General features: G+C 63.5%; 25 protein-coding genes. 7 read left to right on the top strand and 18 right to left on the bottom strand.

Going from position 1 to position 26,401, the window contains the following annotated elements:
- Positions 1 to 21 precede the first annotated feature (21 nt).
- The 12 genes from G4Y73_RS05160 to sucC form a co-directional block, all read right to left on the bottom strand.
- Positions 22 to 900 carry a nuclear transport factor 2 family protein gene (locus G4Y73_RS05160; RefSeq protein WP_164230140.1) on the bottom strand — a complete coding sequence of 293 codons (879 nt, stop codon included), beginning with the start codon at positions 898 to 900 and terminating at the stop codon, positions 22 to 24.
- 69 nt (positions 901 to 969) lie between these two features.
- The gene (locus G4Y73_RS05155) at positions 970 to 1,347 is read right to left on the bottom strand and encodes a nuclear transport factor 2 family protein (protein WP_205596480.1); all 378 of its coding nucleotides are present in this window, start codon (positions 1,345 to 1,347) and stop codon (positions 970 to 972) included.
- A 14-nt stretch (positions 1,348 to 1,361) separates the two neighbouring features.
- Positions 1,362 to 2,621 (bottom strand): DUF418 domain-containing protein, encoded by a 1,260-nt coding sequence (locus tag G4Y73_RS05150; protein WP_164230138.1) that lies wholly within the window; start codon positions 2,619 to 2,621, stop codon positions 1,362 to 1,364.
- Between the two features lie 39 nt (positions 2,622 to 2,660).
- On the bottom strand, positions 2,661 to 3,242 hold the full coding sequence (locus G4Y73_RS05145; protein ID WP_164230136.1) for a VOC family protein: 582 nt from the start codon (positions 3,240 to 3,242) through the stop codon (positions 2,661 to 2,663).
- Positions 3,243 to 3,252: 10 nt separating this feature from the next.
- Positions 3,253 to 3,627: a nuclear transport factor 2 family protein gene (locus G4Y73_RS05140; protein ID WP_164230134.1), complete on the bottom strand. Its 375-nt coding sequence runs from the start codon at positions 3,625 to 3,627 to the stop codon at positions 3,253 to 3,255.
- A 76-nt stretch (positions 3,628 to 3,703) separates the two neighbouring features.
- Positions 3,704 to 4,522, bottom strand: a complete 819-nt coding sequence (locus G4Y73_RS05135) for a hypothetical protein (protein ID WP_205596479.1) — start codon at positions 4,520 to 4,522, stop codon at positions 3,704 to 3,706.
- A gap of 170 nt (positions 4,523 to 4,692) precedes the next feature.
- Positions 4,693 to 5,166 carry a hypothetical protein gene (locus G4Y73_RS05130; RefSeq protein ID WP_164230132.1) on the bottom strand — a complete coding sequence of 158 codons (474 nt, stop codon included), beginning with the start codon at positions 5,164 to 5,166 and terminating at the stop codon, positions 4,693 to 4,695.
- A gap of 203 nt (positions 5,167 to 5,369) precedes the next feature.
- Positions 5,370 to 6,269, bottom strand: coding sequence for an SDR family oxidoreductase (locus tag G4Y73_RS05125; protein ID WP_164230130.1), 900 nt, complete (start codon positions 6,267 to 6,269; stop codon positions 5,370 to 5,372).
- Between the two features lie 192 nt (positions 6,270 to 6,461).
- The gene (locus G4Y73_RS05120; protein ID WP_164230128.1) at positions 6,462 to 8,546 is read right to left on the bottom strand and encodes a hypothetical protein; all 2,085 of its coding nucleotides are present in this window, start codon (positions 8,544 to 8,546) and stop codon (positions 6,462 to 6,464) included.
- A gap of 240 nt (positions 8,547 to 8,786) precedes the next feature.
- Complete coding sequence (locus G4Y73_RS05115) at positions 8,787 to 10,406, bottom strand: NAD+ synthase (RefSeq protein ID WP_164230127.1); 1,620 nt, start codon at positions 10,404 to 10,406, stop codon at positions 8,787 to 8,789.
- A gap of 155 nt (positions 10,407 to 10,561) precedes the next feature.
- Entirely contained in the window at positions 10,562 to 11,434 is an 873-nt protein-coding gene (gene sucD / locus G4Y73_RS05110) for a succinate--CoA ligase subunit alpha (protein WP_164230126.1), read from the bottom strand.
- Between the two features lie 11 nt (positions 11,435 to 11,445).
- The gene (sucC, locus tag G4Y73_RS05105) at positions 11,446 to 12,609 is read right to left on the bottom strand and encodes an ADP-forming succinate--CoA ligase subunit beta (protein WP_164230124.1); all 1,164 of its coding nucleotides are present in this window, start codon (positions 12,607 to 12,609) and stop codon (positions 11,446 to 11,448) included.
- 230 nt (positions 12,610 to 12,839) lie between these two features.
- On the opposite strand from sucC, the gene G4Y73_RS05100 reads away from it, so the two are divergent.
- From G4Y73_RS05100 to egtD, 4 genes are read left to right on the top strand one after another with little or no spacing between them, the layout of a single operon-like run.
- On the top strand, positions 12,840 to 14,492 hold the full coding sequence (locus G4Y73_RS05100; RefSeq protein ID WP_164230121.1) for an ATP-binding protein: 1,653 nt from the start codon (positions 12,840 to 12,842) through the stop codon (positions 14,490 to 14,492).
- A gap of 31 nt (positions 14,493 to 14,523) precedes the next feature.
- Entirely contained in the window at positions 14,524 to 15,945 is a 1,422-nt protein-coding gene (locus tag G4Y73_RS05095) for a sigma-54 dependent transcriptional regulator (RefSeq protein WP_164230119.1), read from the top strand.
- On the top strand, positions 15,945 to 17,300 hold the full coding sequence (gene egtB, locus G4Y73_RS05090; protein ID WP_164230117.1) for an ergothioneine biosynthesis protein EgtB: 1,356 nt from the start codon (positions 15,945 to 15,947) through the stop codon (positions 17,298 to 17,300). The genes G4Y73_RS05095 and egtB overlap by 1 nt, the downstream gene beginning before the upstream one ends.
- Positions 17,297 to 18,253: an L-histidine N(alpha)-methyltransferase gene (egtD, locus tag G4Y73_RS05085; RefSeq protein ID WP_164230115.1), complete on the top strand. Its 957-nt coding sequence runs from the start codon at positions 17,297 to 17,299 to the stop codon at positions 18,251 to 18,253. The genes egtB and egtD overlap by 4 nt, the downstream gene beginning before the upstream one ends.
- Positions 18,254 to 18,928: 675 nt before the next feature.
- Here the strand turns inward: egtD and G4Y73_RS05080 are convergent.
- From G4Y73_RS05080 to G4Y73_RS05055, 6 genes are all read right to left on the bottom strand, one after another.
- Entirely contained in the window at positions 18,929 to 20,125 is a 1,197-nt protein-coding gene (locus G4Y73_RS05080; RefSeq protein WP_164230113.1) for a heme biosynthesis HemY N-terminal domain-containing protein, read from the bottom strand.
- The gene (locus tag G4Y73_RS05075) at positions 20,122 to 21,324 is read right to left on the bottom strand and encodes a uroporphyrinogen-III C-methyltransferase (RefSeq protein WP_164230111.1); all 1,203 of its coding nucleotides are present in this window, start codon (positions 21,322 to 21,324) and stop codon (positions 20,122 to 20,124) included. Before G4Y73_RS05075 ends, G4Y73_RS05080 begins: the two co-directional genes overlap by 4 nt.
- 45 nt (positions 21,325 to 21,369) lie before the next feature.
- Positions 21,370 to 22,134 (bottom strand): uroporphyrinogen-III synthase, encoded by a 765-nt coding sequence (locus G4Y73_RS05070; protein WP_164230109.1) that lies wholly within the window; start codon positions 22,132 to 22,134, stop codon positions 21,370 to 21,372.
- 275 nt (positions 22,135 to 22,409) lie between these two features.
- Complete coding sequence (gene hemC, locus G4Y73_RS05065) at positions 22,410 to 23,324, bottom strand: hydroxymethylbilane synthase (protein ID WP_164231208.1); 915 nt, start codon at positions 23,322 to 23,324, stop codon at positions 22,410 to 22,412.
- Positions 23,324 to 24,049 (bottom strand): LytTR family DNA-binding domain-containing protein, encoded by a 726-nt coding sequence (locus G4Y73_RS05060; RefSeq protein WP_346426827.1) that lies wholly within the window; start codon positions 24,047 to 24,049, stop codon positions 23,324 to 23,326. Before G4Y73_RS05060 ends, hemC begins: the two co-directional genes overlap by 1 nt.
- Entirely contained in the window at positions 24,046 to 24,726 is a 681-nt protein-coding gene (locus G4Y73_RS05055) for an alpha/beta fold hydrolase (RefSeq protein ID WP_164230107.1), read from the bottom strand. Before G4Y73_RS05055 ends, G4Y73_RS05060 begins: the two co-directional genes overlap by 4 nt.
- Here G4Y73_RS05055 and G4Y73_RS05050 point away from each other — a divergent pair.
- The 3 genes from G4Y73_RS05050 to G4Y73_RS05040 are packed head-to-tail and all read left to right on the top strand — an operon-like array spanning position 24,725 to position 26,396.
- Positions 24,725 to 24,886, top strand: coding sequence for a lipoprotein (locus G4Y73_RS05050; RefSeq protein WP_164230105.1), 162 nt, complete (start codon positions 24,725 to 24,727; stop codon positions 24,884 to 24,886). The two genes, G4Y73_RS05055 and G4Y73_RS05050, sit on opposite strands and share 2 nt — an antisense overlap.
- On the top strand, positions 24,883 to 25,749 hold the full coding sequence (gene dapF, locus G4Y73_RS05045) for a diaminopimelate epimerase (RefSeq protein ID WP_164230103.1): 867 nt from the start codon (positions 24,883 to 24,885) through the stop codon (positions 25,747 to 25,749). The genes G4Y73_RS05050 and dapF overlap by 4 nt, the downstream gene beginning before the upstream one ends.
- Entirely contained in the window at positions 25,716 to 26,396 is a 681-nt protein-coding gene (locus G4Y73_RS05040; protein WP_164230101.1) for a DUF484 family protein, read from the top strand. The genes dapF and G4Y73_RS05040 overlap by 34 nt, the downstream gene beginning before the upstream one ends.
- Positions 26,397 to 26,401 lie beyond the last annotated feature (5 nt).

The following is a 26,401-nucleotide window of genomic DNA, read 5'->3' as shown; positions in this document are numbered from 1 at the left end:
CGAGGACCAAAACGATTCGGGTTATGGCGCCGGCGCCTGCTTGAGCTCGACACGGATGAGCCGGATTTCGGTGTCTTCGCTGAGATTGACCGGCGAGTGCGGTGCTTCCGGACCCTTCCACATGGTCAGCGGCAGCTCGAGCGGCGGGGCCTCGCGGGAGTCGAAGATCACGTTGCCCTCGGCGTCGCGGTCCAGGAAGTGGCCCGCCTGCTGGATGTGAAGCACGCTGGGCCAGCGGTGCGAATGGAGCGGCTCTACCTCGCCCGGCCCCAGGGTGACCTCAAGCACGCGCACGTGGTCGTTATCCAGCAACACCTCGTGGTTGTCCGGGGCAGCAATCACCGCGTCGAGCTCGGCCGGCCAAGAGGCCGGATCACCAGTCGCGTATTTCAGCTGTCCGCTCGACGCGACCTCGTCGGAATCACCGACCGCGTCGGGCGCCCGGTTCATGGCCGCAACCAGCGCCGCCGTGTCGGTGTACTGCTGGAACACGGCGAGCTGGCCATCCGACACGGTCCAGGAATGGACGAACGGAATATCCAGGCGCTCGCCGGTGGCCTTGTAGACCTCGTCGTAGCGACCGAAGACGACCACCCGGTCACCGTCGACCACGTATTCGTTCGGCGTGACCGTGATCGACTCCCACTCGGCCGCCAGCCGTGAGAACAGGCCGGACATGACGGCTTCCGGCCCCTCGTAGGGATTGAGATCGGCGTAGGGATTGCCCTCGGCCTCGTTCCAGATGATGTCGGGGGCCATGAGGCCGGCGAACCGGTCCATGTCGCCCTGGGCGAAGGCCTCGTAGGCCGCTTCGACGATAGCCCGTGGCTCGTCCGCCGCAAGGGCGTGGGTGGGCAGGTGTGCGGCGACGGCCGCGAGTGCAAAGCAAAGGGTTTTCATGGGTATTGCTCCAGGTGGTTCGAGGTGCTGAGGCAGGGGAGCAACAGCGAAGTCATGGGCGATGGGCGCTTACTCCGGATGCAGGTAGAACACCTTGCTCATGATCTGCCATTGGTCCTCGATCTTGACCAGCGTGAAGAAATCGGTGAAACGGTGGCCGGTCCAGTTGTCGAGTTCGATTCGAACGCTGGCGGCACTGCCTTCGACGTCGATCCGGCGATCCCCGACTTCGAGGTCGGCCGCCGGCCCGTTCTCGGTATGCCAGTCGTAGAACATCGCGATTGGTCCGGCGAACAGATCGGGGCCGACGTATCCGCAGATCGTCGCCAATTCATGGAAGATGGGGCGCAACGTCTCCACGCTGCCGGTACGGCCGCCTTCGATGTAGGTCTGCATCAGCGTCTCGATCCGGTGGATATCGTCCTCAGGGCTTGGCTTGCTCATCATTCGTTCTCTCTGGTTCAGGTGGGTTGTGTTTGGACCGCTGTGCGGATAAAGCGCGGCCGCTTGCCGTAGGTCAGGGTGCGCCACAGCCATTCGGCAGGGCCGAAGGCAAAGAACTTCATCCAGAAATGGCTGAACAGGATCTGCGCGGTGAAGAAAGTCACCACCAGCGGCACGAAGGTCGAAGCGCCGGCCTTGCCCGCCAGTCCGAGTCCGGGTCCGACCGACGTCAGGATCAGGATGATGGCCACGCTTTGGGTCAGGTAATTGGTCAGTGCCATCTGGCCGACCGGCGCAAACGGTTGTACCAGCCAGCTCAACCAGCCGCCGTGAAACAGCAGCACGATCGCACAGATGTAGCCGGCCGCGATCATGGGCGTGGCCACGGCATGCAGAATAATCCGCAGCAGCTCGATCTGGCCGAACAGTGCGGTTTCGGGCACATCTTCGGTGAACAGATGCACGCTCTCCAGCAGCAGGCCGACAATCAGCAGTGGCCAGAGCCAGCGGCGAAACATGGGCAGGTTGTCCGACGCGTTCTGAATCCAGCCCCGGCGTGCGACCCAGGCGCCCATGTAGAACCGGCCGAGGGCGTAGAAGATCCAGCCGAACAGTCCGCCGGTCAGGGCCCACCGCAGGTAGTCCTGATTCACCAGGGCGATAAAAGTGAAAAAGTCACCGGACTGCGCAGCCGCCTGGCGGGCCAGGATCCCGGCCTCGGCGGCAGCAGGATCGTCGAACAGCGCCGTGATCCCGCTGATCTCGAAAACCCAGGTCACGAACGGCCGGGCGAACAGCAGCAGCGTCATGCCGATCCACAGCAGCGCCCGATCCGGCAGCTTTCTGGAAAAGAACAGGATGAAGGCGGCGATGCCGTAGATGTGCAGAATATCCCAGCCGAAAAGGCACAGCAGGTGGATCCAGCCGAGAATCAGCAGGATGCCGGCACGTCGCAGATAGATCGACCGGAAAGGCGCCCCGCGCGCCTGAAGGCGCTCCATCTGCACCCAGAAACCCAGCCCGAACAGGAAAGCGAACAGCGTGTTGGCCTTGTTGTAAACGAATAGCTGCAACCAGAACTGAAACCGCTCGTCGAGCACTGCCGACGGCAGCGCGGCCAGTTGCTCGGCGGTAATCAGCACATCAACGCCGCCGAACTCGTAGAGGTTCATCAGCATGACGCCGAGAAGCGCAAAGCCGCGCAAAACGTCCATCACGAGGTAGCGGTCCGCTTTCTGCGTCGGGGCGGTGACAGGACTGTCGAGCGTCAGGGACATGGGCTGGGTCTCATTGGGTGTCTTCTCGGTTGGTTCGGATCAAAGCAACGCGCTGACGGCGCCCCGGATCGGCGAGACCGGCTCATGCACGGTTCGTACCCGGAAGTCGTCCAGGGAGCCGCCTTCTCGCACGGCCGCCAGCCACTCTTCGGGATCGAATTCCACGCCGACCGGGTTGACCTCGAACGGCGGTCCGGAAATATAGGCATTGCATTCCTCGGCCGTATCGAAGGCGTCAACCTGGAACTCCATCTGGTTGCCGTCGGGGTCGGCGTAATACATCGAGATCGTCAGCCCGTGGTGGACGCACCAGTAGGGTTCGATGCCGTTGGCCTTGCAGTGCTCGTAGTTGGCGAAGAGACTCTCCAGGGACGGGTACGTCCAGGCCAGGTGGTCGACGCCGACCCAGTTTTTCGTTTCAGGCTCCGAACCGTCCGGGTCGATCACGGACAGGTCGAGGAGCGCGAAACGATGGTGTTCGTCGTCGAAGGTCAGAAAGCTCATCGCCGGGTTCTGGTGTTGAATCCGGGCACCGAATACGGCGCTGTACCACGCCAACATTTCTGCAAAGCGTCGCGTGCGGTAGACCACGTGGGCCAGGGCTTTGGGGGTAGTCGTCATAATGGCCTCCTCATTCATAAAAAAAGCGTTCCTCGACGATCCGGCCGTCGCGCACGGTGAAGACGGCGATCTCGCTATGTGGTGTGCGTTGGCCGGCGTGGGCGATCAGCATGTCGACAAACAGCGCGAAGTGATCGCCGGTCACGAACGGTCCGTCGATACTCAGGTCCTCGATGCCGTGGGTCGAACACCAGCGCAGGTTCTTCTTGCGCAGCGCCTCGATGCCGCGGCATTCGGCACCGGTACCGTCGGGCAATGCGCGCGGCTCGACGCTCACGATGTCCTCGGCCCAGTACTTCTCGCCGGCGGCGCGGAATTCACCGGCCAGCCACAGTCCCGTGAAATCGGCCGCGACTTCGGCCGTGGTGGGCGTGGGTTCGCTCATCAAACTGGTCGTGCGCCCAGACCGAATTCGTTGGTTACCATCACGGCGCGCAGATTGCTCATCGGCACATTCGGGCTCAAAGACCCACCAGTCGTGGTGCGGTGGCCTGCCACCAGTCGGTGTTCCAGAGAAGGTAGATCAGCACGGAGGAAGGCAGGAAGCCCGCCAGCCAGAGACTGTAGGCCTTGTGTACCTTCCGCGTGCGCAGCACATCCCAGATGAACATCGGGGCCACCGCGAGCAGGATGTACAGGAACGAGGACAGCGGGGTCTCCGGCAACGTGTGCGGCAGCCAGCCAATACGATCGAAGGCAGCCGGCAGAGGAAGCGCCACGGCAAGAAATATCAGTCGTTTGTGCATGCCGGGGTCGGACTTGCGCAGATACAGGGCGATGCCGATGTAGATCGCGAACAGGATGCCGACCTGAATCTGCAGCAACATGATGTTTCTGACGAAGACCATGACCTGCTGCAGCTCGGCCTGAGCTTCCGGCGGAGCCGCCTGCATCACGCCCCAGACCTGGTGGTGAATGATCGGCACCAGAAGGCAACCCACCACCACGATAGCGGGGGCGATCACGATGCCAGCCATGCCAAGCTTCTGGTGATGTTGCTGCCTGCCCGTTGCCACCAATAGGGCCTGGACCAGGAGCAGCACAAGGAATGTACCCATCAGCACGGCGTGCGCATGCAGCATGAATGGGAAGGGTGGCCTCATGCCGACCTCGACGGCGGCGATTTTCTCCAGGGAAGTAGGGATGAATCCGGTGAGCGTGATTGCGATGAACCACGCCGCCATCAGCACGAAGATCCATCTATCCATGAAACGGGTCAACGAGCTAGCCGACGCGCGGACGGATGTCCGGTAATCCAGACCTGAGACCGTCGTGCTCATGGCTCCTCTCCGGTGAACGGACACGAAGCCAGCTGACTGCCTACCGTCCTGCTTTCGACTGCGCACACAAGACCTGAGCGGTGCATGGCAGTTCTCCTTCTAAGCTGTGTCGAAGGGAGTCCAGCCACGCTGCAAGGGACACCGCCCCTGCAGCGCAGTGGACGGCCTGATTACTTGATCGTGATTTCCCGGGTCAGGTATTCGCCCTGGATTTCACGGATTTCGTTGTACAGCTCGAGAACTTTCTTGTTGCTGGCATCCTGGTTTTCCTCGCCCCAGGCTTCCATAAAGGCGTTATAACGTTCACGGTTCGGCGCCATCATGTCCGTACTTGGGAATTTGATGACCAACAAGAGATCGAACGCATCAGGCGCGACAGCCTGATTGGCATGGATTGAGTAATACTCGACGTGGCCGAGAGACTTCGCGATTTCATTGGCTGCAACCCAGGTCGACTTCAGGCCTTCCAGATAGATATCCTGAGTACCCGGATCGAGCTTGACCATGGTGAGCGACCAGACAGCGTCTGAGACTTCATAGTCTTCCCAGACTTCCAGTTGGGCGGCTGCCGGCGCGGCAAGGCACAGGCCAAGCAGCAGCGAGAGCGAGACTGCGCACGTACGTAGGAGATTGGACTGTTTCATGGTGTTTCCTCTTTTGGTTTTGGTAGTAGTGAGGTTTGATACCGCTTGATAGCGGCGTCTTCGGTTTGCGGACATAGCGCCCTTCTGCACAAGATGATCATTTGCTGTGTAAGAGGGCGTTTTCATGCCGCGACTGCCCGCCGCAGCTTCGGCGTCGTGCCGTACGTCAGCGTCATTCGCCCGGCCGCAGCATTGGTGCAATTTCAGTCATGACGCCCTGCCAGCGTGGCGAATTCGGTCAGGCCGAACGCCTCCAGCACCGCGGCATCGAAAGGCTCGACCGCCGCATTGCGCTCGCGCACGCCGACATCCACGCCGGCCACGGTCCTGAACGGCCGACTGCCGGCCGGAGCGTCGATCAGCGCGACCATCTGCTCGACCACCAAGGCCGGTTCGGTCGGCGTGTCCGGATCGCTGAACATGCCATCGAAGCCCTGCATCAAATCTTCGAAGGTCTCGCGTGCAACGGCGGGATACATGTCGATGCGGCCGTCGGCGTCGGTCGGTCGCGGGCTGGTCGTGAACAGTTCCGTGGCAAACGGACCGGGCTCGACAACTACCACGTCAATACCGCAGCGGGCCAGTTCGCAGCGAAGCGCCATCGAATAGCCCTCGAGCGCCCATTTGCTGGCGTGATAGACGCCGAAGAACGGCACGCCGAAGCGGCCGGCAATCGAGCTCAGGTTGACGATCAGGCCCTGACCGCGCTGACGCATAGCCGGCAGGAACGCCCGGTTCATACGCTGGATGCCGACCACGTTGACGTCGAGCTGGGTCGTCAGCTCCTCGGCAGTGAAGGCCTCGGTGAAGCCGACGTACATCACGCCTGCGTTGTTGACCACGACATCCGGCGCGCCGGATTCGGCGAGGATCGCTTTGGCTGCGGCGTTTACCGACCCGGTTGAGGCGACATCCAGCTCAAGCACGCGCAGATCGATATCTTCGGTTTCAGCTGCATTGTTCAATTCTTCGGCAGCGACCGCGTTCTTGCCCTGCGTTGCGCGCATAGTCGCGTAAACCCGGTCGCCCCGCCGGGCCAGTTGCAAGGCCAGCTGCTTGCCGAATCCGGAACTGCACCCGGTAATCACGATTGTTTTGGTCATGCGGTCTTCACTCTCCTGGACGACTCTCGATGGTTGACGCGCCGTCGCTTTTCCACCCGACTGAGGTGCGAGGCGGATCAGATTTGAGATGTGAGATTGCGCTGGTTTCTTGTGCGGATCAATGACGCAGCCGTCAATTATTCGTCATTTCTGCGTCAATGGGTTGGAGCGCCGCGCGCTCCGGGCGGGTTGTCAGCGGGAATCCGGCGCCGCCAGCAGGTCCGGCCAGCCGTACTTTTCCCAGGCGGCCACCAGGCCAACTTTCTCGGCGAACGCCATGAAATCGGGATGCAGGCGGACCTGGCGGATGGGTTCGATATCGGCCCAGAGCGACATCAGGCAGTACATGTTGGCCGGGGTGATCTGGGTGCCGAGGGTCTTGAAGACCATCTTGCTGTAGCCCATCCAGATGGCCGGGGCAACGATGCTGGTGTCGCAGGGATCCGGCAGGGTTGCGTGGAGATAGTCGAGCAGGGTGCAGTACAGCCTCCGGTGAACCGCTCGTCCGCTGCAAACACCCCTGGCCGCAACCCGCCAGTAGGTATTCAGGGCCGGACCCGAGAGCGGCCGGGTGCCGGCCGGTGGAAAGATCACGGTATTCATCAACAATCGCGTCTGCCAGTACTGCTCCACCGCGAGCTTGCGGTCGCCCGATGCCGCCGTGGCCACCGCCAGCCACATCGAGGGCAGGCCAAGATCGACCATGCGCTGGCCGGCTGCGACGGCTTGATCGAGGTTGCCGAGATTGAGCTGAGCGACAGAAAGCATCGCGAAATTGCGGCCGTTGACCGGGTCCTGGTCAATCGCGGCCTCGATGTAGGGCAGCGCCTCGCGGGTTCGGCCGATGTAGAGCAGGAACGAACCCAGGCGCAACGCAACATCCGGATTGTCGGGCTCGAGCCGATAGGCCTCGTGCGCCAGATCGAGCGCACCGACCGGATCGTTCTGGGTCCAGCGGTGAATGCCCAGCATGGCGCGCGCGTGGCCCTGGGCCGGATCCAGTTCGATCGCCCTGGCCGCACACTCCGCCATGCGGGCCGACTTCTCGAGCCGGTCAAGACATGGGGTATAGACCACGGTGTAGACATGTGCCTCGGCCAGCGCCGTCCAACACGCAGCGAACTCCGGATCGATCGCCAGCGAGGCCTCCAGCAGTTCCACGGCCTTGGCCAGTACGCCGTCGCCGATCGCGCGCGCGGTCAGGGCACGGCCCTGGAGATAGAGTTCGTAGGCCGCCTTGTTCGGCGTCGTCCGGCGCGGCCCCGGCAACCCGATCTCCAGTTCGAGCGCGCTGGCAAGCTCACGGCTCACGGTCCGGGCAATGTCTTCCTGCAAGCCGAATATGTTGTCTGTGTTCCCGCGATAACCATGCGACCAGCGCTCGAAGCCGCTATCTCCGTCGACCAGGCTTACGTGAACACGAAGCTCGTCGCCGTGGCGTTGAACCGAGCCCTGGACCAGGTGTGAGACATGAAGCGCGTTGGCAATCTCCGGCAGCGGCCGCTCGGAGTTCCGGATATTCAGCGACGATCCGCGACCGGCAATCAGCAATTGCGGCGACTGGCCCAGGGTAGTGATCAGCTCGTCGGAAAGACCCTGAGCGAAATGACCCAGTTCATCGGCTGCATCAATCGACTTGAACGGCAGCACCGCAATCCTGATTGTTGGATCGGAATTGCTGGCCCGGGTTGCCGGATCCCGCAGCCGCCAGGCATCCAGAAGCCTTGCGTGTTCGCGCTCATCTCCGCGTTTCTGCCAATCCGAAACTGCGTCCTCGACGGCGCGTTTCAGGCGTTGCTCGACCTGTGCGCGGCGAACGTCCAGCCACTGCTGGAAAGATTCGCCAAAATCCAGTCGACCGAGCAGCGGCCGGCCGCCGATTTCCAGCAGCAGTTCGCTGGCCTGCGGGTTCGGGCCTTCGGCGAGGGCCGATTCCAGTTCGGCCAGGTCGGATCTCACTGCGGCCGCGTTGACGGCAACACGATCGCGGGTGACGTCGAAAAAATCGGGCACGATCGGCGACAACTGTTTCTTCAACCCCAGCAGTGTCTGCCTCAGGCTGGCCCGGGCCTGCGCCCTGAAGCCCCCTCGCCACAACAATTCGCACACCCGGTCACGTTCGATGGCAACACCCGGCTCCAGACACAGAATCGCCAGCAGGGCCCGCGCTCGCTTCCCGGTCACGACGATTTCCTCGCCGTCGGGGCCGGTCAGCTTGAATGCGCCAAATAGCGTGGCATGGAGTCCAGAACAGGCAGCCCTGCGCTTATCCGGCATATTCGTCCAGACTGCCATCGTCGCTAGAATGAGCTGGTCGCACGCCGGTCAACGCCCCCCGGACAAGCCTGAAGCCGTCGCGCTCATCGCGGCCCGGCCCTTTTCCTGCACACACTCGAATACCCGGCGCGGGATCCGACAGCCGCAAAGATGGTCGTTCGGTCTTGCTTTTCAGGCATCGAAGCAGCGAACTTCTGTGAACTGCTTCACATATTACCCCGGCATTAATGTGGATTGCATTCAGCCGCTGTCGCGCCAGCCTGACGTGATGGGATAGCGGCGGTCGCGGCCAAAGGCCTTGCGGGTGATGCGCGGGCCGGGCGCACCCTGGCGGCGCTTGAATTCCGATGCCAATACCATGCCGGCCACGCGCCGCACCACCGCCTCGTCGGCATCCACCGCTGCGATGTCGGCGATCGACTGATCTTCTTCCACATAGCGGGTGATGATGTCGTCGAGCACGTCGTAGGGCGGCAGCTTGTCCTGGTCGGTCTGGCCGGGTGCCAGTTCGGCCGAGGGCGGGCGATCGATCACGCCCTGAGGGATGGCCTCGGAGACCGTGTTGCGCCAGTTCGCCAGCTCGTAGACGACCGTTTTGAGCACGTCCTTGATCGGACTGTAACCGCCGCACATGTCGCCGTAGATGGTCGAGTATCCGACCGCCAGTTCACTCTTGTTGCTGGTGGCCAGAGGAAGGTGGCCGAATTTGTTCGACAGGGCCATGACGACGTTGCCCCGCGCCCTCGCCTGCAGGTTCTCTTCGGCGAAATTCTCGCGCGTCCCCTCGAACACTTCGGCCAGCTGCTTGAGCTGGGCCTGGTAGATCGGCTCGATGGAGATGTTTTCGTAGCGCAGGCCGAGCAGTTCGATCTGTTCGCTGGCCAGAATCAGCGACAGCTCGGATGTATGCCGGGAAGGCATCATGACCGCCAGCACCTGCTCGGGACCCAGCGCATCAGCGGCAATGGTGGCGGTCAACGCCGAATCGATGCCGCCGGACAGCCCCAGCACCACGGACTGGAAGCCATTCTTGTGGGTATAGTCGCGCAAGCCGCGTTTGAGCACCTCCCAGATCGCCGGCAATCGCCCGGTTTCTCCGGCCGGCCAGTGCCGGTAATCCAGGTGGCCGCTATCGGCATCGAAATCCAGGCAAAGCAGCGCTTCGGCGCACAGCGGCGCCGGCACCGACAGCTCGCCGTGCCCATCAATCGCCATGGAGTGCCCGTCAAAAACCAGTTCGTCCTGGCCACCGACGCAGTTGAGGTAGATCAGCGGCAAGCCGACTTCGCCGTGACGGTCGGAGAGGATTGCGGCGCGGTCCTCGTGCTTGCCTTCGTAGTATGGCGAGGCGTTGGGTGAGACGATGATCTGTGCACCAGCGTCCCTGGCCGCCCGAGCCGCCTCAGGGGTCCACATGTCTTCACAAATGATCACGCCGACCTTGACCCCGGCGACCTCGACCACCAGCGGCGAATCACCCGGGATGAAGTAGCGACGCTCGTCGAAAACGGCGTAGTTGGGCAAGTCCCACTTGTCGTAGGTGCCGATGACTTTGCCGTCGCGTATCCAGGAGACAGCATTGAAGCGCTTGTCGCGATCGGCGCGTGGATGGCCGACAACCACATCGATGCCCTGAACCTGCTCGGCAATTTCGGTCAGAGCGGCATCGCTGCTCTTCATGAAACCGGGCCTGAGCACCAGGTCCTCGGGCGGATAACCGGTCAACGCCAGTTCGGGAAAGACGATCAGGTCAGCGCCGAGTTCGTCGCGGGCCCGGGCGACATGCGCCAGGATACGATCCCGGTTGCCTGAGATGTGGCCTACCTGAAAGTCATCCTGCGCAAGCGCGATGCGAAGCATAAGTGCAAGCCGTCAGTAAAGGAGCCGGTGAACCACGGAAAACACGGCATCCACGGAAGACAATGAATCAACCTTTCAGTGCCTTCCGTGCTTTCCGTGGTTCCACTCAATATGGCAGAAAATGGCAGCTTGTCAGGCCACCAGTAGCACCCAGTCTACTTGAGGCGTCCGGCGATGGCTTCACCAAGCTCGGTCGGGGAACGCACCGTGGTCACACCAGCCTCTTCCAGCGCCTCGTACTTGGCCTCGGCCGTGCCCTTGCCGCCAGCGATGATGGCGCCGGCGTGGCCCATGCGCTTGCCCGGGGGCGCGGTTACGCCGGCGATGTAGGCGGCCACCGGCTTGGTGACGCGATCAGCGATGAACTCGGCCGCTTCTTCCTCGGCCGAACCGCCGATTTCGCCGACCATGATGATGCCCTCGGTCTCGGGATCTTCCTGGAACAGCGACAGACAGTCGACGAAACTCATGCCCTGGATCGGGTCACCGCCGATGCCGATGCAGGTCGACTGGCCCAGGCCCACCTGGGTGGTCTGAAATACGGCTTCGTAGGTCAGTGTCCCCGAACGCGAAACGACGCCGATCTTGCCCTTCTTGTGGATCTGGCCCGGCATGATGCCGATCTTGCACTCATCGGGCGTGATGATGCCCGGGCAGTTGGGCCCGATCAGGGTCACGTCGTCATAGTTGTTGAGCGCAGCCTTGACGCGCATCATGTCGAGCACCGGGATCCCCTCGGTGATGCACACGATCACGCGCACGCCCGCATCGGCCGCCTCGAGAATCGCGTCGGCGGCGAACGGCGGCGGCACGAAGATCATCGAGGCATCGGCCCCGGTTTCCTCGACCGCCTGGTCGACGGTATTGAATACCGGCAGGCCCAGGTGTTCCTGGCCGCCCTTGCCCGGCGTAACGCCACCGACCATGCGCGTACCGTAGGCGATGGCCTGTTCGGAATGAAAGGTGCCCTGGCTTCCGGTAAAGCCCTGGCAGATGACCTTGGTCTTCTTGTCGATCAATACACTCATTACTGGTTCCTTCAGGCGCCGGCCGCGTCCACGACCTTGCGCGCACCGTCATTGAGATCGTCGGCTGAAATGATGTCAAAACCGCTGTTAGCCAGCAGTTCCTTACCCTTGTCTACGTTGGTGCCTTCCAGGCGCACGACCAGGGGCACATCCATGTCGACATCCTTGACCGCGTTGATGATGCCCTCGGCAATGGCGTCGCAGCGCACGATGCCGCCGAAGATGTTGACCAGGATGGCGTCGACGTTTTCGCCGGCAAGGATGAGTTTGAATGCTTCCTTGACGCGCTCTGCATTGGTACCGCCACCGACGTCAAGGAAGTTGGCCGGCTCACCGCCGGCAAGCTTGATCACGTCCATGGTCGCCATGGCCAGCCCGGCGCCGTTGACCATGCAGGCGATATTGCCGTCGAGCGTGACGTAGTTGAGATCATGCTTGCTGGCTTCCAGCTCGGTCGGATCTTCCTGCGACTCGTCGCGCATTTCTGACAGGTCCTTGTGCCGGAACAGCGCGTTGTCGTCTGTATTGAGCTTGGCATCCAGAGCACTCAGGTCACCATTGCCGTCAATGATCAGCGGGTTGACCTCGATCAGGCTGATGTCCTTTTCCATGAACAGGCGGTAAAGGCCGTCCATGATCCTGACCAGCTGCCGGACCTGCTTGGCGTTGAGCCCCATGCGAAAACCGATCTGGCGGGCCTGGTATGGCATGAAACCGGCCGCGGTGTCGACCGGCACGGTGATGATTTTCTCCGGCGTTTCCGAAGCAACCTGCTCGATATCGACGCCGCCGGCGGCCGAGCCCATGAAAACGACCGACTTCTGCGCCCGATCGACCAGGGCACCGAGGTAGAGCTCCTGCTTGATGTCGGTGGCTTCCGCGACCAGTACCGAATTCACCGGCAGGCCACGACCGCCGGTCTGGTAGGTCTCGATGCTCATGCCGAGCATCTTGTCGGCGGCTTCGCGCACTTCCTCGAGGCTGGAGACCAGCTTGACGCCGCCGGCCTTGCCGCGCCCGCCGGCATGCACCTGGGCCTTGATTACCCACTCGCTACCGCCGAGCTTTTCAGCCGCCGCAACGGCCTCCTCGGCTGTAGTTGCCAACTGCCCGCGCGGTACGGGGATACCATACTGCTCGAACAGCTCCTTGGCCTGATACTCATGAAAATTCATGCTTGGAAAACCCGTTCTTTGGTTGGATGAATTCGAACCCTGAAGCCCGGCAACTACGCTGTAGCGGATTGGTCGCCGGAACCGGCGTATTCTGGATCATGCCAAGGCATTTATCAAACCGACTGATCGCTTATACTCGCGCGGGAGAGGACGAAAAAGGCCTTTTTCTCAATGCCCAGTGGAGTTCCGGGAATGTTCCCGCGCTGGATCCGGTACCGAAGGAGATTTAATTGAAAACGTTCGGTACATTGGTCGCCGATGAAGAGATCGTGGGTCGGGCTCTCCACTATCTCAACGGATTTCGCCTGGCAGCCGCGCTGGTCGCCCTGGTGGCCGCATTCAGCCCCCTGGCTGCCGAAATCGACGTCGGTTATCGCGTCATTCTCGCGCAGGCGGCCGCCCTGACCTACGTGTTCGCCGCGATCACCTTCATCATCCTGCGCGTGCGCAAAACGGTGTCGGTCGCCGAGTTGGCCTCGTTTTCGCTGATGACCGACCTGATTCTGATCGGCCTGATCCTGCATGCCTTCGGCGGCACCGAATCCGGCCTGGTCATTCTGCTGCTGTTCACGATCGGCATCGCCGGCCTGATCCTGGACCTGCGCACGGCCCTGCTGTTTGCCGCGATTATCGCGCTCGGCCTGCTGGCCGATGCCTTCCTGGCCCGGCACGGACCGGTTCAGGCCGGAATGCTGTTTCAGGCCGCGCTCTATGGTATTGGCGCGTTCGGCATTGCCATCGGCGCCTCCCTGCTCGGCCGCTGGGGCCGGGAATACAAACTTCTGGCCGAACGACGTGGCCTGGATCTGGCCAACCTGGGTCACATCAATGAACTGATCATCCACAAGCTGCGTTCGGGCGTACTGGTCGTCGATTCGCAGGACCGAATCCGCCAGATGAACGAAGCGGCCTGGTATCTGCTTGGCAATCCACCGGTCAGCGAACGCAACCTGCGCAAAATCGCACCCCCTTTGGCCGACAGGCTCGAGCGCTGGCGAAGCTCGGGCAAGACCGAGGACGAAGGCCTGCTGCTGCAGTCCACGCAGGCCGCCGTGGTGCCAAGCATGCTCACCATGCCGGGCATCCACGACAGCGACGCCACGCTGATCTTCCTCGAGGACACTTCGGTGGTGACTCGTCGGGCACGCGACCTGGCACAGGCCTCGTTGGCGCGCCTGTCGGCCAGCATCGCCCACGAGATCCGCAATCCATTGGGGGCGCTCAGCCACGCCGCTCAACTGCTCGAGGAATCCGATGAACTGAGCAAGCCCGACCGCAAGCTGGTCAACATGATGCTCAACCACGCCACCCGCATGAACGACATCGTCGAAAACGTGCTCAAGCTCTCCAGGCGCGAACGGGCACGCATCGAGTCGGTCAATCTGATCAGCTGGCTGCGCAAACTGGCCTCCGACTTCCGGCGCTACCACAAGCTTGAGCCCGGTCGCGTTGGACTGGAGTTGCCCTCGGCGTCGATCATGGTCCTGGTTGATGCCAGCCAGCTCGGTCAGGCGGTATGGAACCTGATGGAGAATGCCCTCAAGCATGCCGGCGGCGACGACCGGGAAGTCGTCATCACCCTGCGCGTCAGTCCGATTCGCGGACACCGTGAAATTGCGCTGGATATCATCGACAATGGTCCCGGAATCCCGCTGGAGAAGCGCTCGCAGGTGTTCGAACCATTTTTCACTACACACAAGCAGGGTTCCGGCCTGGGGCTTTACCTGGCCCGACAGCTCTGCGACGCAAATCAGGCCCCGCTCGAATATGTTCAGGTTCCCAACCGCGGCGCCTGTTTCCGGATTCTGCTCAGACGTCCGGAGTCGGGAACGATTTCTGCGGACGCCAAACCACAGACGCGCAAGGAACGGAAAGCCACATGATGCCGGCCGACTGCAGCAAGCGAGGATATCGATGAGCGATCTGCGTGCCCTGGTGGTGGACGACGAACCCGATCTGCGGGAGCTGCTCGACATGACGCTCACCCGGATGGGGCTCGAGGTCGACACCGCCGAAGACCTGTCGGCTGCACGCCGCCTGCTGTCGGAGGGCGGCAACTACGCCTTCTGCCTGACCGACATGCGGCTGCCCGACGGCAACGGTCTGAGCCTGATCAAGGAAGTCGCCCGCGATCATCCCGAACTCCCGATTGCCATGATCACCGCCTACGGCAAGGTCGACGACGCGGTCACGGCCCTCAAGTACGGCGCCTTCGACTTCGTGTCCAAGCCGGTCGATCTCGAAGTTCTGCGAAACATGGTGCGCACCGCACTCAAGCTTCGCAGCGAAGAAGACGAGAACGGGGAAGCGCGATTGCCGCGTGAGCGTGAGCGGGAACCGGCCCCGGTACAGTCCGCCACAGCGGGCACGCCGCGTGCGGAAAACCTGCTGCAGCAACGGCTGGTGGGCCGATCACAGGCCATGGACCAGGTTCGCCGGACGATCAACAAGCTGGCGCGCAGCCAGGCGCCCGTGCTGATCAGCGGCGAGTCGGGCACCGGCAAGGAGCTGGCAGCACAACTGATCCATGACCTCGGCCCGCGCGCCGACCGGCCCTTTGTCGCTGTCAACTGCGGCGCCATTCCGTCCGAACTGATGGAGAGCGAATTCTTCGGCCACATGAAAGGCAGTTTCACCGGCGCCGACGCCGACAAGGAAGGCCTGTTCCAGTCGGCCACTGGCGGCACCCTGTTTCTTGACGAGGTCGCTGACCTGCCCCTGAACATGCAGGTCAAACTGCTGCGCGTGATCCAGGAAAAGACCGTCCGGCCGATTGGCGGCCGACAGGAAATCAAGATCGACGTGCGCATCCTGTCGGCCTCGCACAAGACGCTCAAGCCGCTGGTCGAGTCCGGCGACTTCCGCAACGACCTCTATTACCGGCTTAACGTGATCGAGCTGCCCATGCCGAGCCTGCGCGAGCGCCGCGGCGACATTCGCCTGCTGGCCGAGCATTTTCTCAAGGTCATCGGCGAGCAGTGGGGTGAACCGCCACGCAAGCTCAACACCGCGGCCATGGATACCCTGCAGAACCACCGTTTTTCCGGAAACGTGCGCGAGTTGGTCAATATCCTGCAACGTGCCGTGACCATGTGCGAAGGCGATGAGATCACCGTCGAGGATCTCGACATCGAGCAGTCGGTACTCGACGAGGACAATATCGAAGTCAGCCCGCCGGAGGATCGCAGTCTCGACGACTACATGGAAGATATCGAAAGGCGTATTCTCGAGAAGGCGCTGGTCGAGGCCAAGTACAACAAGACCGAGGCCGCGCGCCAGCTGGGCATTTCGTTCCGCTCCCTGCGCTACAAGCTCAAGAAGTACGACATCGACTGATGAGCAGCCTGCGCCATCCTGGAGAACGCGACCAGCACAGCGCCGCGGTGGCCGCTGCACCGCTGTGCAATGGCCTGACGGCAGACGTGATCGATCGAACCTTGCTGGCCGATGACTTCCGCGCCGTGCGCCAAACCACCGAGTCGCTGGCCGCCAATCTCTCTCCCGAAGATCAGAACCTGCAGTCGATGCCCGAGACCAGTCCGGTCAAGTGGCACCGCGCGCACACCACCTGGTTTTTCGAGACCTTCGTACTCAAACCGCACGATCGTAACTGGCGTGAAATCGACCCGATCTGGAACTACCTGTTCAACTCTTATTACAACGGCGTGGGCGAACAGTATCCGCGGCCCCAGCGCGGCCTGATCTCGCGCCCGGACGTGGCCGAGATCGCCGATTATCGATGCCGCGTCGACGAGGCCATGCTTGAACTGATCGAGCATTCGGCCGAAGCCGGCTGGCAGGAGCTGGCCGCCATCATCCGGCTGGGCCTCAACCACGAGCAGCAACACCAGGAACTCATTGCCACCGACCTCAAGCACGGCTTCAGCCGCAATCCGCTGCATCCGGCCTGGACCGAGTGCCCGTCGACAGCACCGGCCGGAGCAGCACCCCTCGACTGGCTGGGCTTCGACGAACGGATTGCCGAGATCGGTGCCGCCGACGACGGACGCTTCTGTTTCGACAACGAAACGCCGCGCCATCGCCAGCTGGTCGAGGCCTTCGAACTGGCATCGCGTCCGGTGACCTGCGGCGAGTACCTGGCCTTCATGGAGGACGGCGGCTACGACGAGCCGGACCTCTGGCTTTCTGACGGCTGGGCCTGGCTGCAGGAATCCGGTACCCGCACGCCACTGTACTGGCGCAACGGTGAGGACGGCCAATGGTGGCTCTACACCCTCGGTGGCCTGCGGCGCGTCGACCCGCATGAGCCCGTCGTCCACGTCAGTTTCTACGAGGCCTGCGCCTATGCGCAGTGGTCCGGCGCCCGGCTGCCGACCGAAGCCGAATGGGAACTCGCCGCCACTTCGGCGAACCATCTGGACGGCCCGTTCGCCGACGACCGCCGCTACCACCCGTCCGCCGCCGATCCGGACCTGCCAAACGACACCCTGACCGGGCTATTTGGCAACGTCTGGGAATGGACCGCTTCGAGCTACGCTCCCTACCCGGGCTTCGAGGCCCATCCCGGCGCCGTGGGCGAATACAACGGTAAGTTCATGGCCAACCAGATGGTGTTACGTGGCGGCAGTTGCGCCACACCGGCCGGTCATGTCCGCGCGACCTACCGCAATTTCTTCTATCCGCCGGATCGCTGGCAGTTCAGCGGCATTCGTCTGGCACGGCGGCCGTGAGCGAAACCAGCGAGCCCGATGTCGATACCTTCAGGACCGACGTGATCAACGGCCTGTCAGCCAGACCGCGCGCCATTTCCTGCAAGTATCTTTACGACACCCGCGGCTCGGAGCTGTTCGAGCGCATCTGCCACACCCCCGAGTACTACGTCACGCGGGCAGATCTGGCCCTGCACGAGTCGCACCTGAACGACATCGCTGCCCGGATCGGTCCGGATGCGCATGTCATCGAGCTCGGTTCGGGCGCCGGCATCAAGACCCGACAACTGCTCGCCAGCCTGCATTCGCCCCGCGCCTACACGCCAATCGAGATTTCCGCCGCGGCACTGACCCGGTCCTCGCGTGAACTGGAAGCCGCCTTTCCCGACATCGAGATCGTGCCGGTCCAGGCCGACTACACGCAGCCCATACCCGCCGAGGCCTTCGCCCTGAATCCGCCAGCCAAGCGCCGTATCGTCTATTTTCCGGGATCGACAATCAGCAATTTCGAGTCCGACCAGGCCGTCCACTTTCTCCAACGCCTGGGCCGCATTGCCGGTCCTGACGGTGCGGTACTCGTCGGCGTCGACCTGGTCAAGCCGGCCGATCAGCTGATCAAGGCCTATGATGACGCCGATGGCGTCACCAGCGAGTTCAACCGCAACCTGCTCGTGCGTATGCAGCGCGAACTCGGCGCCGACATCGATCTCGAGGCCTTCACGCACGAAGCCCGCTGGAACGAAGCCCACTCACGCATCGAGATGCACCTGGTGGCTCGCCGTCCCACCACCATCGTGATCGATGGCCACCAATTCGCGTTCGAGGCGGGCGAGTCGATTCATACCGAGAACAGCCACAAGTATTCGGTTGAATCGTTTCAGGCCTTGGCAGCCCGGGCCGGGCTGCAGTCAGATATGGTCTGGTTCGATCCTGACGGGGTGTTTTCGATGCATTGGTTGGTTGCTGATGCCTGATTCCGGCGGCGCCGGGGCTTCCGCTAGAGTGGCTGATGCCACGGGTCGCCGTGGGGGCCTCGACAAGTCAACTTCTGTTTCGCCCGCCTGCTTCGCAGGCTGATGGCGAGTAACTTTTTTCCCGCGCGAAAAAAGTCACCAAAAAACGCGCTTAAAATCAGTCGGTTACGCCTCTAAAATCTCGCCGCCGAGTGGCTTCACAGACTGTGGCTGGGGCTTCGCTTGGGCCCGGCTGCGGAACATGCTGGCTTGCGATAACGCCTGCAGTGGCCCGCATCTCGCACTACGGCTTCGAGTGGCGTTCCACCCCCGATCTCTGTCCTAACCTTAACCGAAGCCGACCCCGATCGAGGCCGTGCTGTTTGGGTGCGGGCTACGCCAAGCCTTTATCGAAAACGCCATGTTTCACGACCGAGCACTAGCGAAGGCAAGAACGGTATCTCCGTTAAGCCCTGAAGCCATCTAGTCCTGCGGAACAACCGCGTCTTCTAAGAGCGCTTTTGGTTCCTTTTGTCGCGACTGACAAAAGGAACTCGCCCAAAGAGCTTGCGAAGCAAGCCGGGCGAAACCGCATTTGACGTGTCGAGGCCAGCCAGCCTGACGGTAGCAACACACTGCCCAGCGGCACACGAATCGATGAGCCAGCCTGCGAAGCAGGCGGGAACGCAATCCCGGCTACGCCGGATGCGACGGCGCCGGCAGCGGCTCCACTCCGCGTCCGTCCCGAAGCCGCAGGGCATTGCGATAACACTGCGCCGCGGCCTCCAGCTTGCCAGCCCGGTCGAGCACGCGGCCGAGGGCGGCATAGGCGCGGCTGTTGGGTCGTTCCCGCACGACGCGCTCGAGGCAGGCCTGGGCGCGATCATACTGTCGATCATCGAGATAGAGCAGGCCGAGGGTCTGCTGCAGGCCGATATGATCGGGATGATTCTCCAGCCAGCGCTCGCACTGGCGAATCCGGTGTGTGCGCTCACCCTCGTCGGCCGCTGCGTAGAGGGCCAGCAACTCATCGTCGGGCGCCTGCGCCAGTTCACGCTCGAGCAGATGCCCGGCCGCCGAGATCCGGCCCAGCTCGGCGGCACGACCGGCATAGGCTGCCACCAGCTCGCGCCGCTTGCGCATTTTGCGCGGCAGTTCCTTCCAGCTGGCGTCGAGGCGGTCGATGTCGATCGCGGCCGCCAGTTCTCGCCGCGCGGCCAGCACGGCCAGCTCTTCGGCACGATCTCGATCGACCACCCCGGCACGGCGTAACGCCGGGGTCAGCAGCCGGAGATCGCGCCAGCGCTCCAGCTCCTGGTAGCTTTCCAGCAGCAGGCGCAACACGCCCGTGTGTCGGGGCTTGCGCAGGTGCAGTTTTTCAAGCACGACCACGGCTTCATCGCTGCGGCCTTCGGCCGACAGCAGCCGGGCCCGCGCCAAGCCGGTCACGAAATGCCGCCGGCCGAAGCGGCTGTCCGCCTGCTCCAGCCAATGATCTCGGCCAACCCCGTCGCCGCGGCCCTGGGCGGCACGAGCGGCAGCCAGGTAACCGGCGGTCGAGTCTCGATAGCGCAGGGATTTCTGCAAGGCCCGCTCGGCACCAGGCCAGTCGCCCTCGGTCAGGGCGAGGAAACCCTTTTCAAGCTGACGCCGCGAGCGCTGCTCGCGCGCCTGTCGGACCATGCGACCCGGCATGCGAAACAGGCCCACCAGTGCAGATAAGCCGATCCAGATCAGCAGCACCGCGCCCGCCAGCGCCAGCGCCGACATTTCTATTCGCCAGGGCCCGAAATCGAGCCGGACGTAACCGGGGTCCTCGGCCAGCCAGGGGGCCAGCAGCGCCGTGGCCACCAGCGCGATCGCAACCAGGACAATGATCAGCAGCCGTTTCACGAGGCGTCCAGCTGCCGCTCGATCTCGTCCAGGGCGGCTCCCAGTTCAGGCCAGCGGGCTTCGTCCTTTACGTCGTCGGCGGCCTCGAGGCTCGCCAGCGCTTCGCTCACAAGCGGGTGCGAGACGTCGTAACCGCGTTCGATCAGCGCACGAGCCTGCGCCAGGTGCCCGGTCAGGGAATCGGCATCCCGGCGCTCGACCGCAACGCGGGCCGCCAGCAGGTGCAGGCGCAGCCGCTCGGCCAGGGTCTCGAAGACTGCGGGCGACAGTGCAGCCTCATCGCGCGGGCTGACCCGCACAAGCTTGCCCATCGACTGACGAACCCCTTGCCACCAGCTTTCGGTTTCCTCGATTTCCGCCTCGGGGGCAGACAATGCCTCCGATTCGGCACCGGGCCAGTCTGAAACCCCGTCCTCGAGCGCTTCGAGACGTTCGGACACCGCATCCCACTCCGGCAACTGCATGGATTCGAGTGCCGCCAGTTCGTCGGCCACCAGATCGCGCAGCCGACCGAGGCCGGCCCCTTCAGCGCCCTCCAGACGCTCGGACGCCCGGCGATAAGCCGCAACAGCCCCGGAACGATCATCGGCCAGCTCGGCTCGGGCCTGCCCGAGACGCAATAGGGCAGCGACCTCGATCAGCGCCAGGCGACGCTCGAGGCGCTCAAGATCAGGTGCGGACGACTCAGAACCGGTCGGCTGCTCATTGATGCGTTCTTCCAGTCGGTCGAAGCGTTGGTCAATCGTTGACGAAAGCGATTCGAGACGGCGCTCCTGATCGGCCATCTCATCGTCGCTTGCGCGCAGCTCGTCGCGAATCGACCTCAGGGCCTGGTCATGCGCCGACACGGTGTCCGCCAGTTCGGAATCGCGCCCGTCCAGGGCATCGAGCCGTGAACCGAGTCGATCGAGCTGGTCCGACAGGCTGTCGATACGCTCCGCCTCAGCCTCGAGTCGCTCCTGGCCGGGCGATTCATTCCCGGCAATCCGATCCTGCCACCACTGCCAGCCCGCCAGGGCCCCGGCGCCCAGGGCGAGCAGCACGGCCAGCCAGGCCACCCCCTGTCCGGATCGCGACGTCCGTTTCGCGCCGGCTGCACTGTCTTCGACCGGATCACTGTCGCGATCCTGGTTCACGGGTTCCAGATCGGAAGCCGATTCAGCTTCTTCAGAATCGGGCGCTTCATTGCGTTCAGTCATGAAGATTCACACGGACCAGGGATTTTGGTTTCGATGCAAACGAGATTAACGCAAATCGCGAGCCGATATCAGCCGGGCCAGGGTGCTGATCATGGCATCAGCGCTCGCGCCGGTCGCCAGTCGGCAGTGCTTGAACCCGAGTTCAGCGGCGTGGCGCGCAACCCGCTGCGATGGCGCGATCAATGGGGCGGCAAGCACCCGGCTACGCGCTGCCTGACCCAGTGCTTCGACCAGGCCGGCAACCGCCTCCCAGCTCGCTCCCAGCGTGACCAGCTGCCGCGATTGGCAGATTCTCTCGTCAAGGTCCTCCGGCAACGGACGGGACACGCGCGAATAGACGTGAATGCGTTCGACGCTCGCGCCGCGACGCTCGAGCACTTCCCCCATCAAGCCGCGCCCGCCAGCCGCGGCCAGAACCAGCACGTCCAGCCCCTCGACATCGCGCAACTCGGGCATGGAAAGCATGGCCTCACTGGTACCGTGCCGTTCCGGATAGACCACGTTATCGAGACCAAGCTCGCGCGCAACGGCCGCCGTCCCCTGCCCCGGAACGATCACGAGCGATCGACTGAAGCACGCGGCACCCACCAGGTCAACAGCCCGACGAACGGCTTCCTGGCTGGTCAGAATCACCCGGTCGGCCGGCAGCGCCGCGTTCAGGTCACTCGCCACAGCGGCAGAATCGGCCGGCCCCTCGAGCTGGAAAGGCGCGCATTCGAAAGGTTCGCAGTGGAGCTCGGCCACGCGCTCGACCAGCTGGCGAGCGGCCGGCTGGGTGCGCGTAACCAGGACGAGGATGGGTTCAGTCATGCGGTTTTCTTCGACCCATGACCGGAAAAGAAAAAGCCCGCCGAGACGGCAGGCTTTTCAAGGTTAGAATCCGGGCGTCTAGCGCAACCTGCCAAAGTGCTGGGGGCTTGCGTGTTGGCGTTGGCAGTAGGGGGACGCACCTCAACAAGTTGAGCCGTGGATGACGCCCGGAAATCAAATCGTCGCAATCCCGCTTGGGTTCCACCTTTTGAAAATACTCTGACACAGTTGCCAGGCGATGTCCAGCCGGAACCAACACAAAATTTCACGCGGCCTCAAAAATGTGATATAAGTCTCATTCCTCCCTTTTCCAGCAAAATCCGCGCGGCCTGCCGGCCGAGCGATTCGGCGTCTCCCTTGTCGCCAGCGACACTGGCATCGAGCACTTCGGTGCCGTCCGGACTGGCCAGGCGCGCATCAAGGCTGAGCTGATCGGCTTCCAGTCGGGCAAAGGCTGCCAGGGGCATGCGGCAATCACCACCCAGCTCGGCCACCACGGCCCGTTCGGCGGCCATGGTGACGACCGTTTCTTCACAGTTGAGCGGCCGCAACAAGCGGGCGACCTCGCGGTCTTCAGCGCGACACTGGACGACGATCACGCCCTGCCCGGCCGACGGCAGGAAGCCGGGCGGCTCGAGCGGCAAAACGTGCTGGCGCCTGATTTCCAGTCGCTGCAGGCCGGCTGCGGCCAGGATCAGGCCGTCGACCTCGCCGGCATCGAGCTTGGCCAGCCGGGTCTGAACGTTGCCACGGACCGGCACCACCTCGAGATGCGGACAGCTCGCCAGCAGCTGGCTCTGCCGACGCAGGCTGGCCGTGCCCACGCGCGAACCGGTCGGCAGGCTCTCCGGGGTGTGACCGTCGCGGGTGATCCACCAGTCGTGCCAGTCGGCACGCGGCAGGAAGGCTGCCAATTCGAAGGCTTTTGGCGATTCGGCCGGCACATCCTTGAGCGAGTGCACGGCAATGTCGGCCTCGCCATCAAGAATGGCGCGCTCGAGTTCCTTGAGGAACAGACCCTTGCCGCCAATCTCGGCCAGAGAGCGATCGAGGATTTCATCGCCGCGGGTGCTCAGCGGCACCAGCGTCACTTCGATCCCGGGATGCTGTTTACGCAGTTGCTCGGCAACGTGCTCGCTTTGCCACAGCGCCAGCAATGACTTGCGGGTGGCGATTCGGATCGGCTTCATCACTCGGGCAGCTCCGTTTCGGGTTTGTCATCGAGGGCCTGTCGCACCAGGGTCAGGTTGCGCCGGCTCACCGGTGGTCTGCAGTTGCAGCCGTCGAGTTCCACGCGCTCCTGCCCATCCGCGTCACGATAAAGCCCGCGCAGGTAACGGCGCGCCACCAGGGCCTTGCGATGGACGCGAATGAAGTGCCGGCCGAAGCGCTGCTCCAGCGTCACCAGGGAATCATCGACCAAGGCCTCGCCCTGGTCGAAGTGCACGACGGTGTACTTGTCTTCGGCGATCAGGGCGCGAATCTCGGACACCGGTATGGCAAGTACGCGCTCGCCCAGGCGGCTGCGCAAGGTCACTCCGGGGCCGAGCGGGCGATTGCGCGCGCGTTCCAGCGCCCGGGCCAGACGCTCGGCCCGCACGGGCTTGACCAGATAGTCCACCGCAGCCAGCTCGAAGGCGTCGACGGCGTATTGCTCGAAGGCGGTCACGAACACCACCGCTGGCGGCGGCGAGAGGCGACGCAGCCGGCGCGCCAGGTCGATACCGTCGATGCCCGGCATTTCCACATCGAGCAGCACCACGTCGGGCTGGTGGCTGCGGCAGGCATCGACAACGGTTTCGGCCTCGGCGATGCTGGCGCACACACTCGTACCCGCCAGGCCGTCGACCAGGCGTGCGAGGCGATCGCGGGCCGGCGGCTCGTCATCGACGATCATGACGCGCTGATCGCTCACGACCAGCGTTGTTCCAGCCAGCGATCAATGGCTTCGATCTCTTCGGGGCAAACCGCGTGCGGCATCGGCCAGCTCTGCCATTCGACGGCGCAGCCGGCCGCTTCCAGGTGTCGGGCGCTGTCTTTCCCGAGGCCGATCGGAACGATCGGATCCTGGCTGCCGTGGCCCATGAAGATGGGCGCGCGCAGCCCGGCCTGACTGGCCCAGTCCGCCAGCGAGCCGGCCTCGGGCAGGTAGGTCGAGAGACCAATCAGCCCGGCCAGCGTGGTCTTGCGTGCCAGTCCGCAACGCAGGGCAATGGCTCCGCCCTGCGAAAAACCGGCGAGCACCAGCCGGTCAGCCGCAATGCCGCCGGCCAGTTGCTCGTCGATCAGGGCATCGACCGCGGCCACGGAAGCGTGAATACCGTCCAGGTCGGAGGCACGGTCGATGTCGACGCCGCGGATATCGAACCAGGCACGCATGGCCATGCCACCGTTGATGGTGACCGGCTGCACCGGGGCGTGCGGGAAGATGAAGCGCACCGCGCGGCGGGCGGCGCAGTTGAGCTGCGGTACAATCGGCTCGAAATCGTGCCCGTCGGCCCCCAGGCCATGCAGCCAGATGACGGCATGATCGGGGTTTTCCCCCGTGTCGCGCACCACGCGTTCAAGTTTCGGTTCAGTGGAGTCGTTCATGCCTGCAAGTTTAACCGCCCTCGCCCGCTGCCTGTTGGTCGCGATGGTACTCGGCGTCAGCGGCTGCGGTCTCAAGGGGGATCTCTACCTGCCGGAAGCCGAACCGCCCGCAGCCGAGACACCCGACGAGGACCGCGAGGGCGAAGACAGCGGCTCATGAGCACACCGCACGCCCTGCCCTTCAGCAAGCTCGAAGCCCTGGGCAACGACTTCATGCTGGTCGACGCCCGCAGCCGCCCGTTTGATCCGGACGCGGCCACTATCCGGACCTGGGCCGACCGTCACCACGGTGTGGGCTTCGATCAGTTGCTGATCCTGCGCCCGGCAGACGACCCGGACCCGATCTGCCGGATCGAAATCCGCAACGGCGACGGCGGCGAGGCCGAACAATGCGGCAATGGCATGCGCGCCGTGGCGCTGTGGCTGCACGACCGCGGCGAGGCCCGCCATCACTTCGCGCTGGAAACGCTCGGCGGCCCGATTGAGATCCGCATGGACGGGCCCGATGTCATCAGCGCCTCGCTCGGCCTGCCCGATTTCACCCCTGCTGCGGTCGGCCTGCGACAGGTCGATGCCTTTCCCTGGCAGGTCGACGTCGACGGACATGCCGTCGAGGCTTACGGTGCCTCCCTTGGCAACCCGCATCTGCTGGTGCTGACCGACACGGCGCCTGACGCGGCCGACCTGGTCCGGCTCGGCGAGCGGCTGGGCAGACACCAATTGCTCGAACGCGGCGCCAATGTCGGCCTGGCCCGGGTCGAATCTCCCGATCGCGTCCTGTTGCGGGTTTTCGAACGCGGCGCCGGGCCCACACTCGCTTGCGGCAGCGGCGCAGCAGCGGCAGCTGCCATGCTGATCGAGCTTGGCCGCGTCGATTCACCGGTCGAGATCGTGCAGCCGGGCGGAAGCCTTGTAGTAAACTGGCCGGGAAATGGGCAGGCGATCAGTGCCACCGGTCCCGCCCGTCATGTGTTTGAAGGAGTCATCCCATGGCCGACCCGAAATCGCTCAACGACGAAGTGATCCTGGACTGGCTGTCGTCCCGTCCCGACTTTTTCGAACGACATCCCGAGGCCCTGGATGCCCTGGATCTGCCGCATCAGGCTGGCGTCAGTTCGCTCATCGAAGTACAGGTCGAGCGCCTGCGTCGCGAAAATCACCAGCTGAAAGCGCAACTCGAAACCCTGGCCGGCATTGCCGGTGAGAACGAGCGGCTGATGCAACGTCTGCATCAGCTCACGCTGGAAGTGATGACGGCCGATTCGACGCGTGAGTTCACCGAGCGCCTGATGACACGCCTGGCCGGCGATTTCGATGCCGTGAGCGTGCGCCTGCACCTGCTCGCCCCGCACCCGGCGCTGGAACAGGTCGAGGCTGTGACCACGCACGATGGCCAAGTGCCGGACTGGTTCGGGGCATTACTGGAGAGCGGCAAGATCGAGTTCGGACGTTTCACCCGCGCCAAGCTCGAAGTGCTCTTCCCCAACCGCCACGAGGCCATCGGTTCGGCGGCGCTGGTGCCGATCCGGGAGGTCGGCCTGCTGACCATCGGTGCTGACTCGGTCGAACGATTTCATCCGGGCATGGGAACCCTGTTCCTGGAATTGTTGGGCACCACCATCCGTCACCGCCTCGAACAGGACCGTTCCGACCAGCGCAAGCGGGCCTGATGTGC

The organism is Wenzhouxiangella sp. XN201 (assembly GCF_011008905.1).
GTDB lineage: Bacteria > Pseudomonadota > Gammaproteobacteria > Xanthomonadales > Wenzhouxiangellaceae > Wenzhouxiangella.
This window is presented reverse-complemented; position numbering and strand designations above follow the sequence as displayed.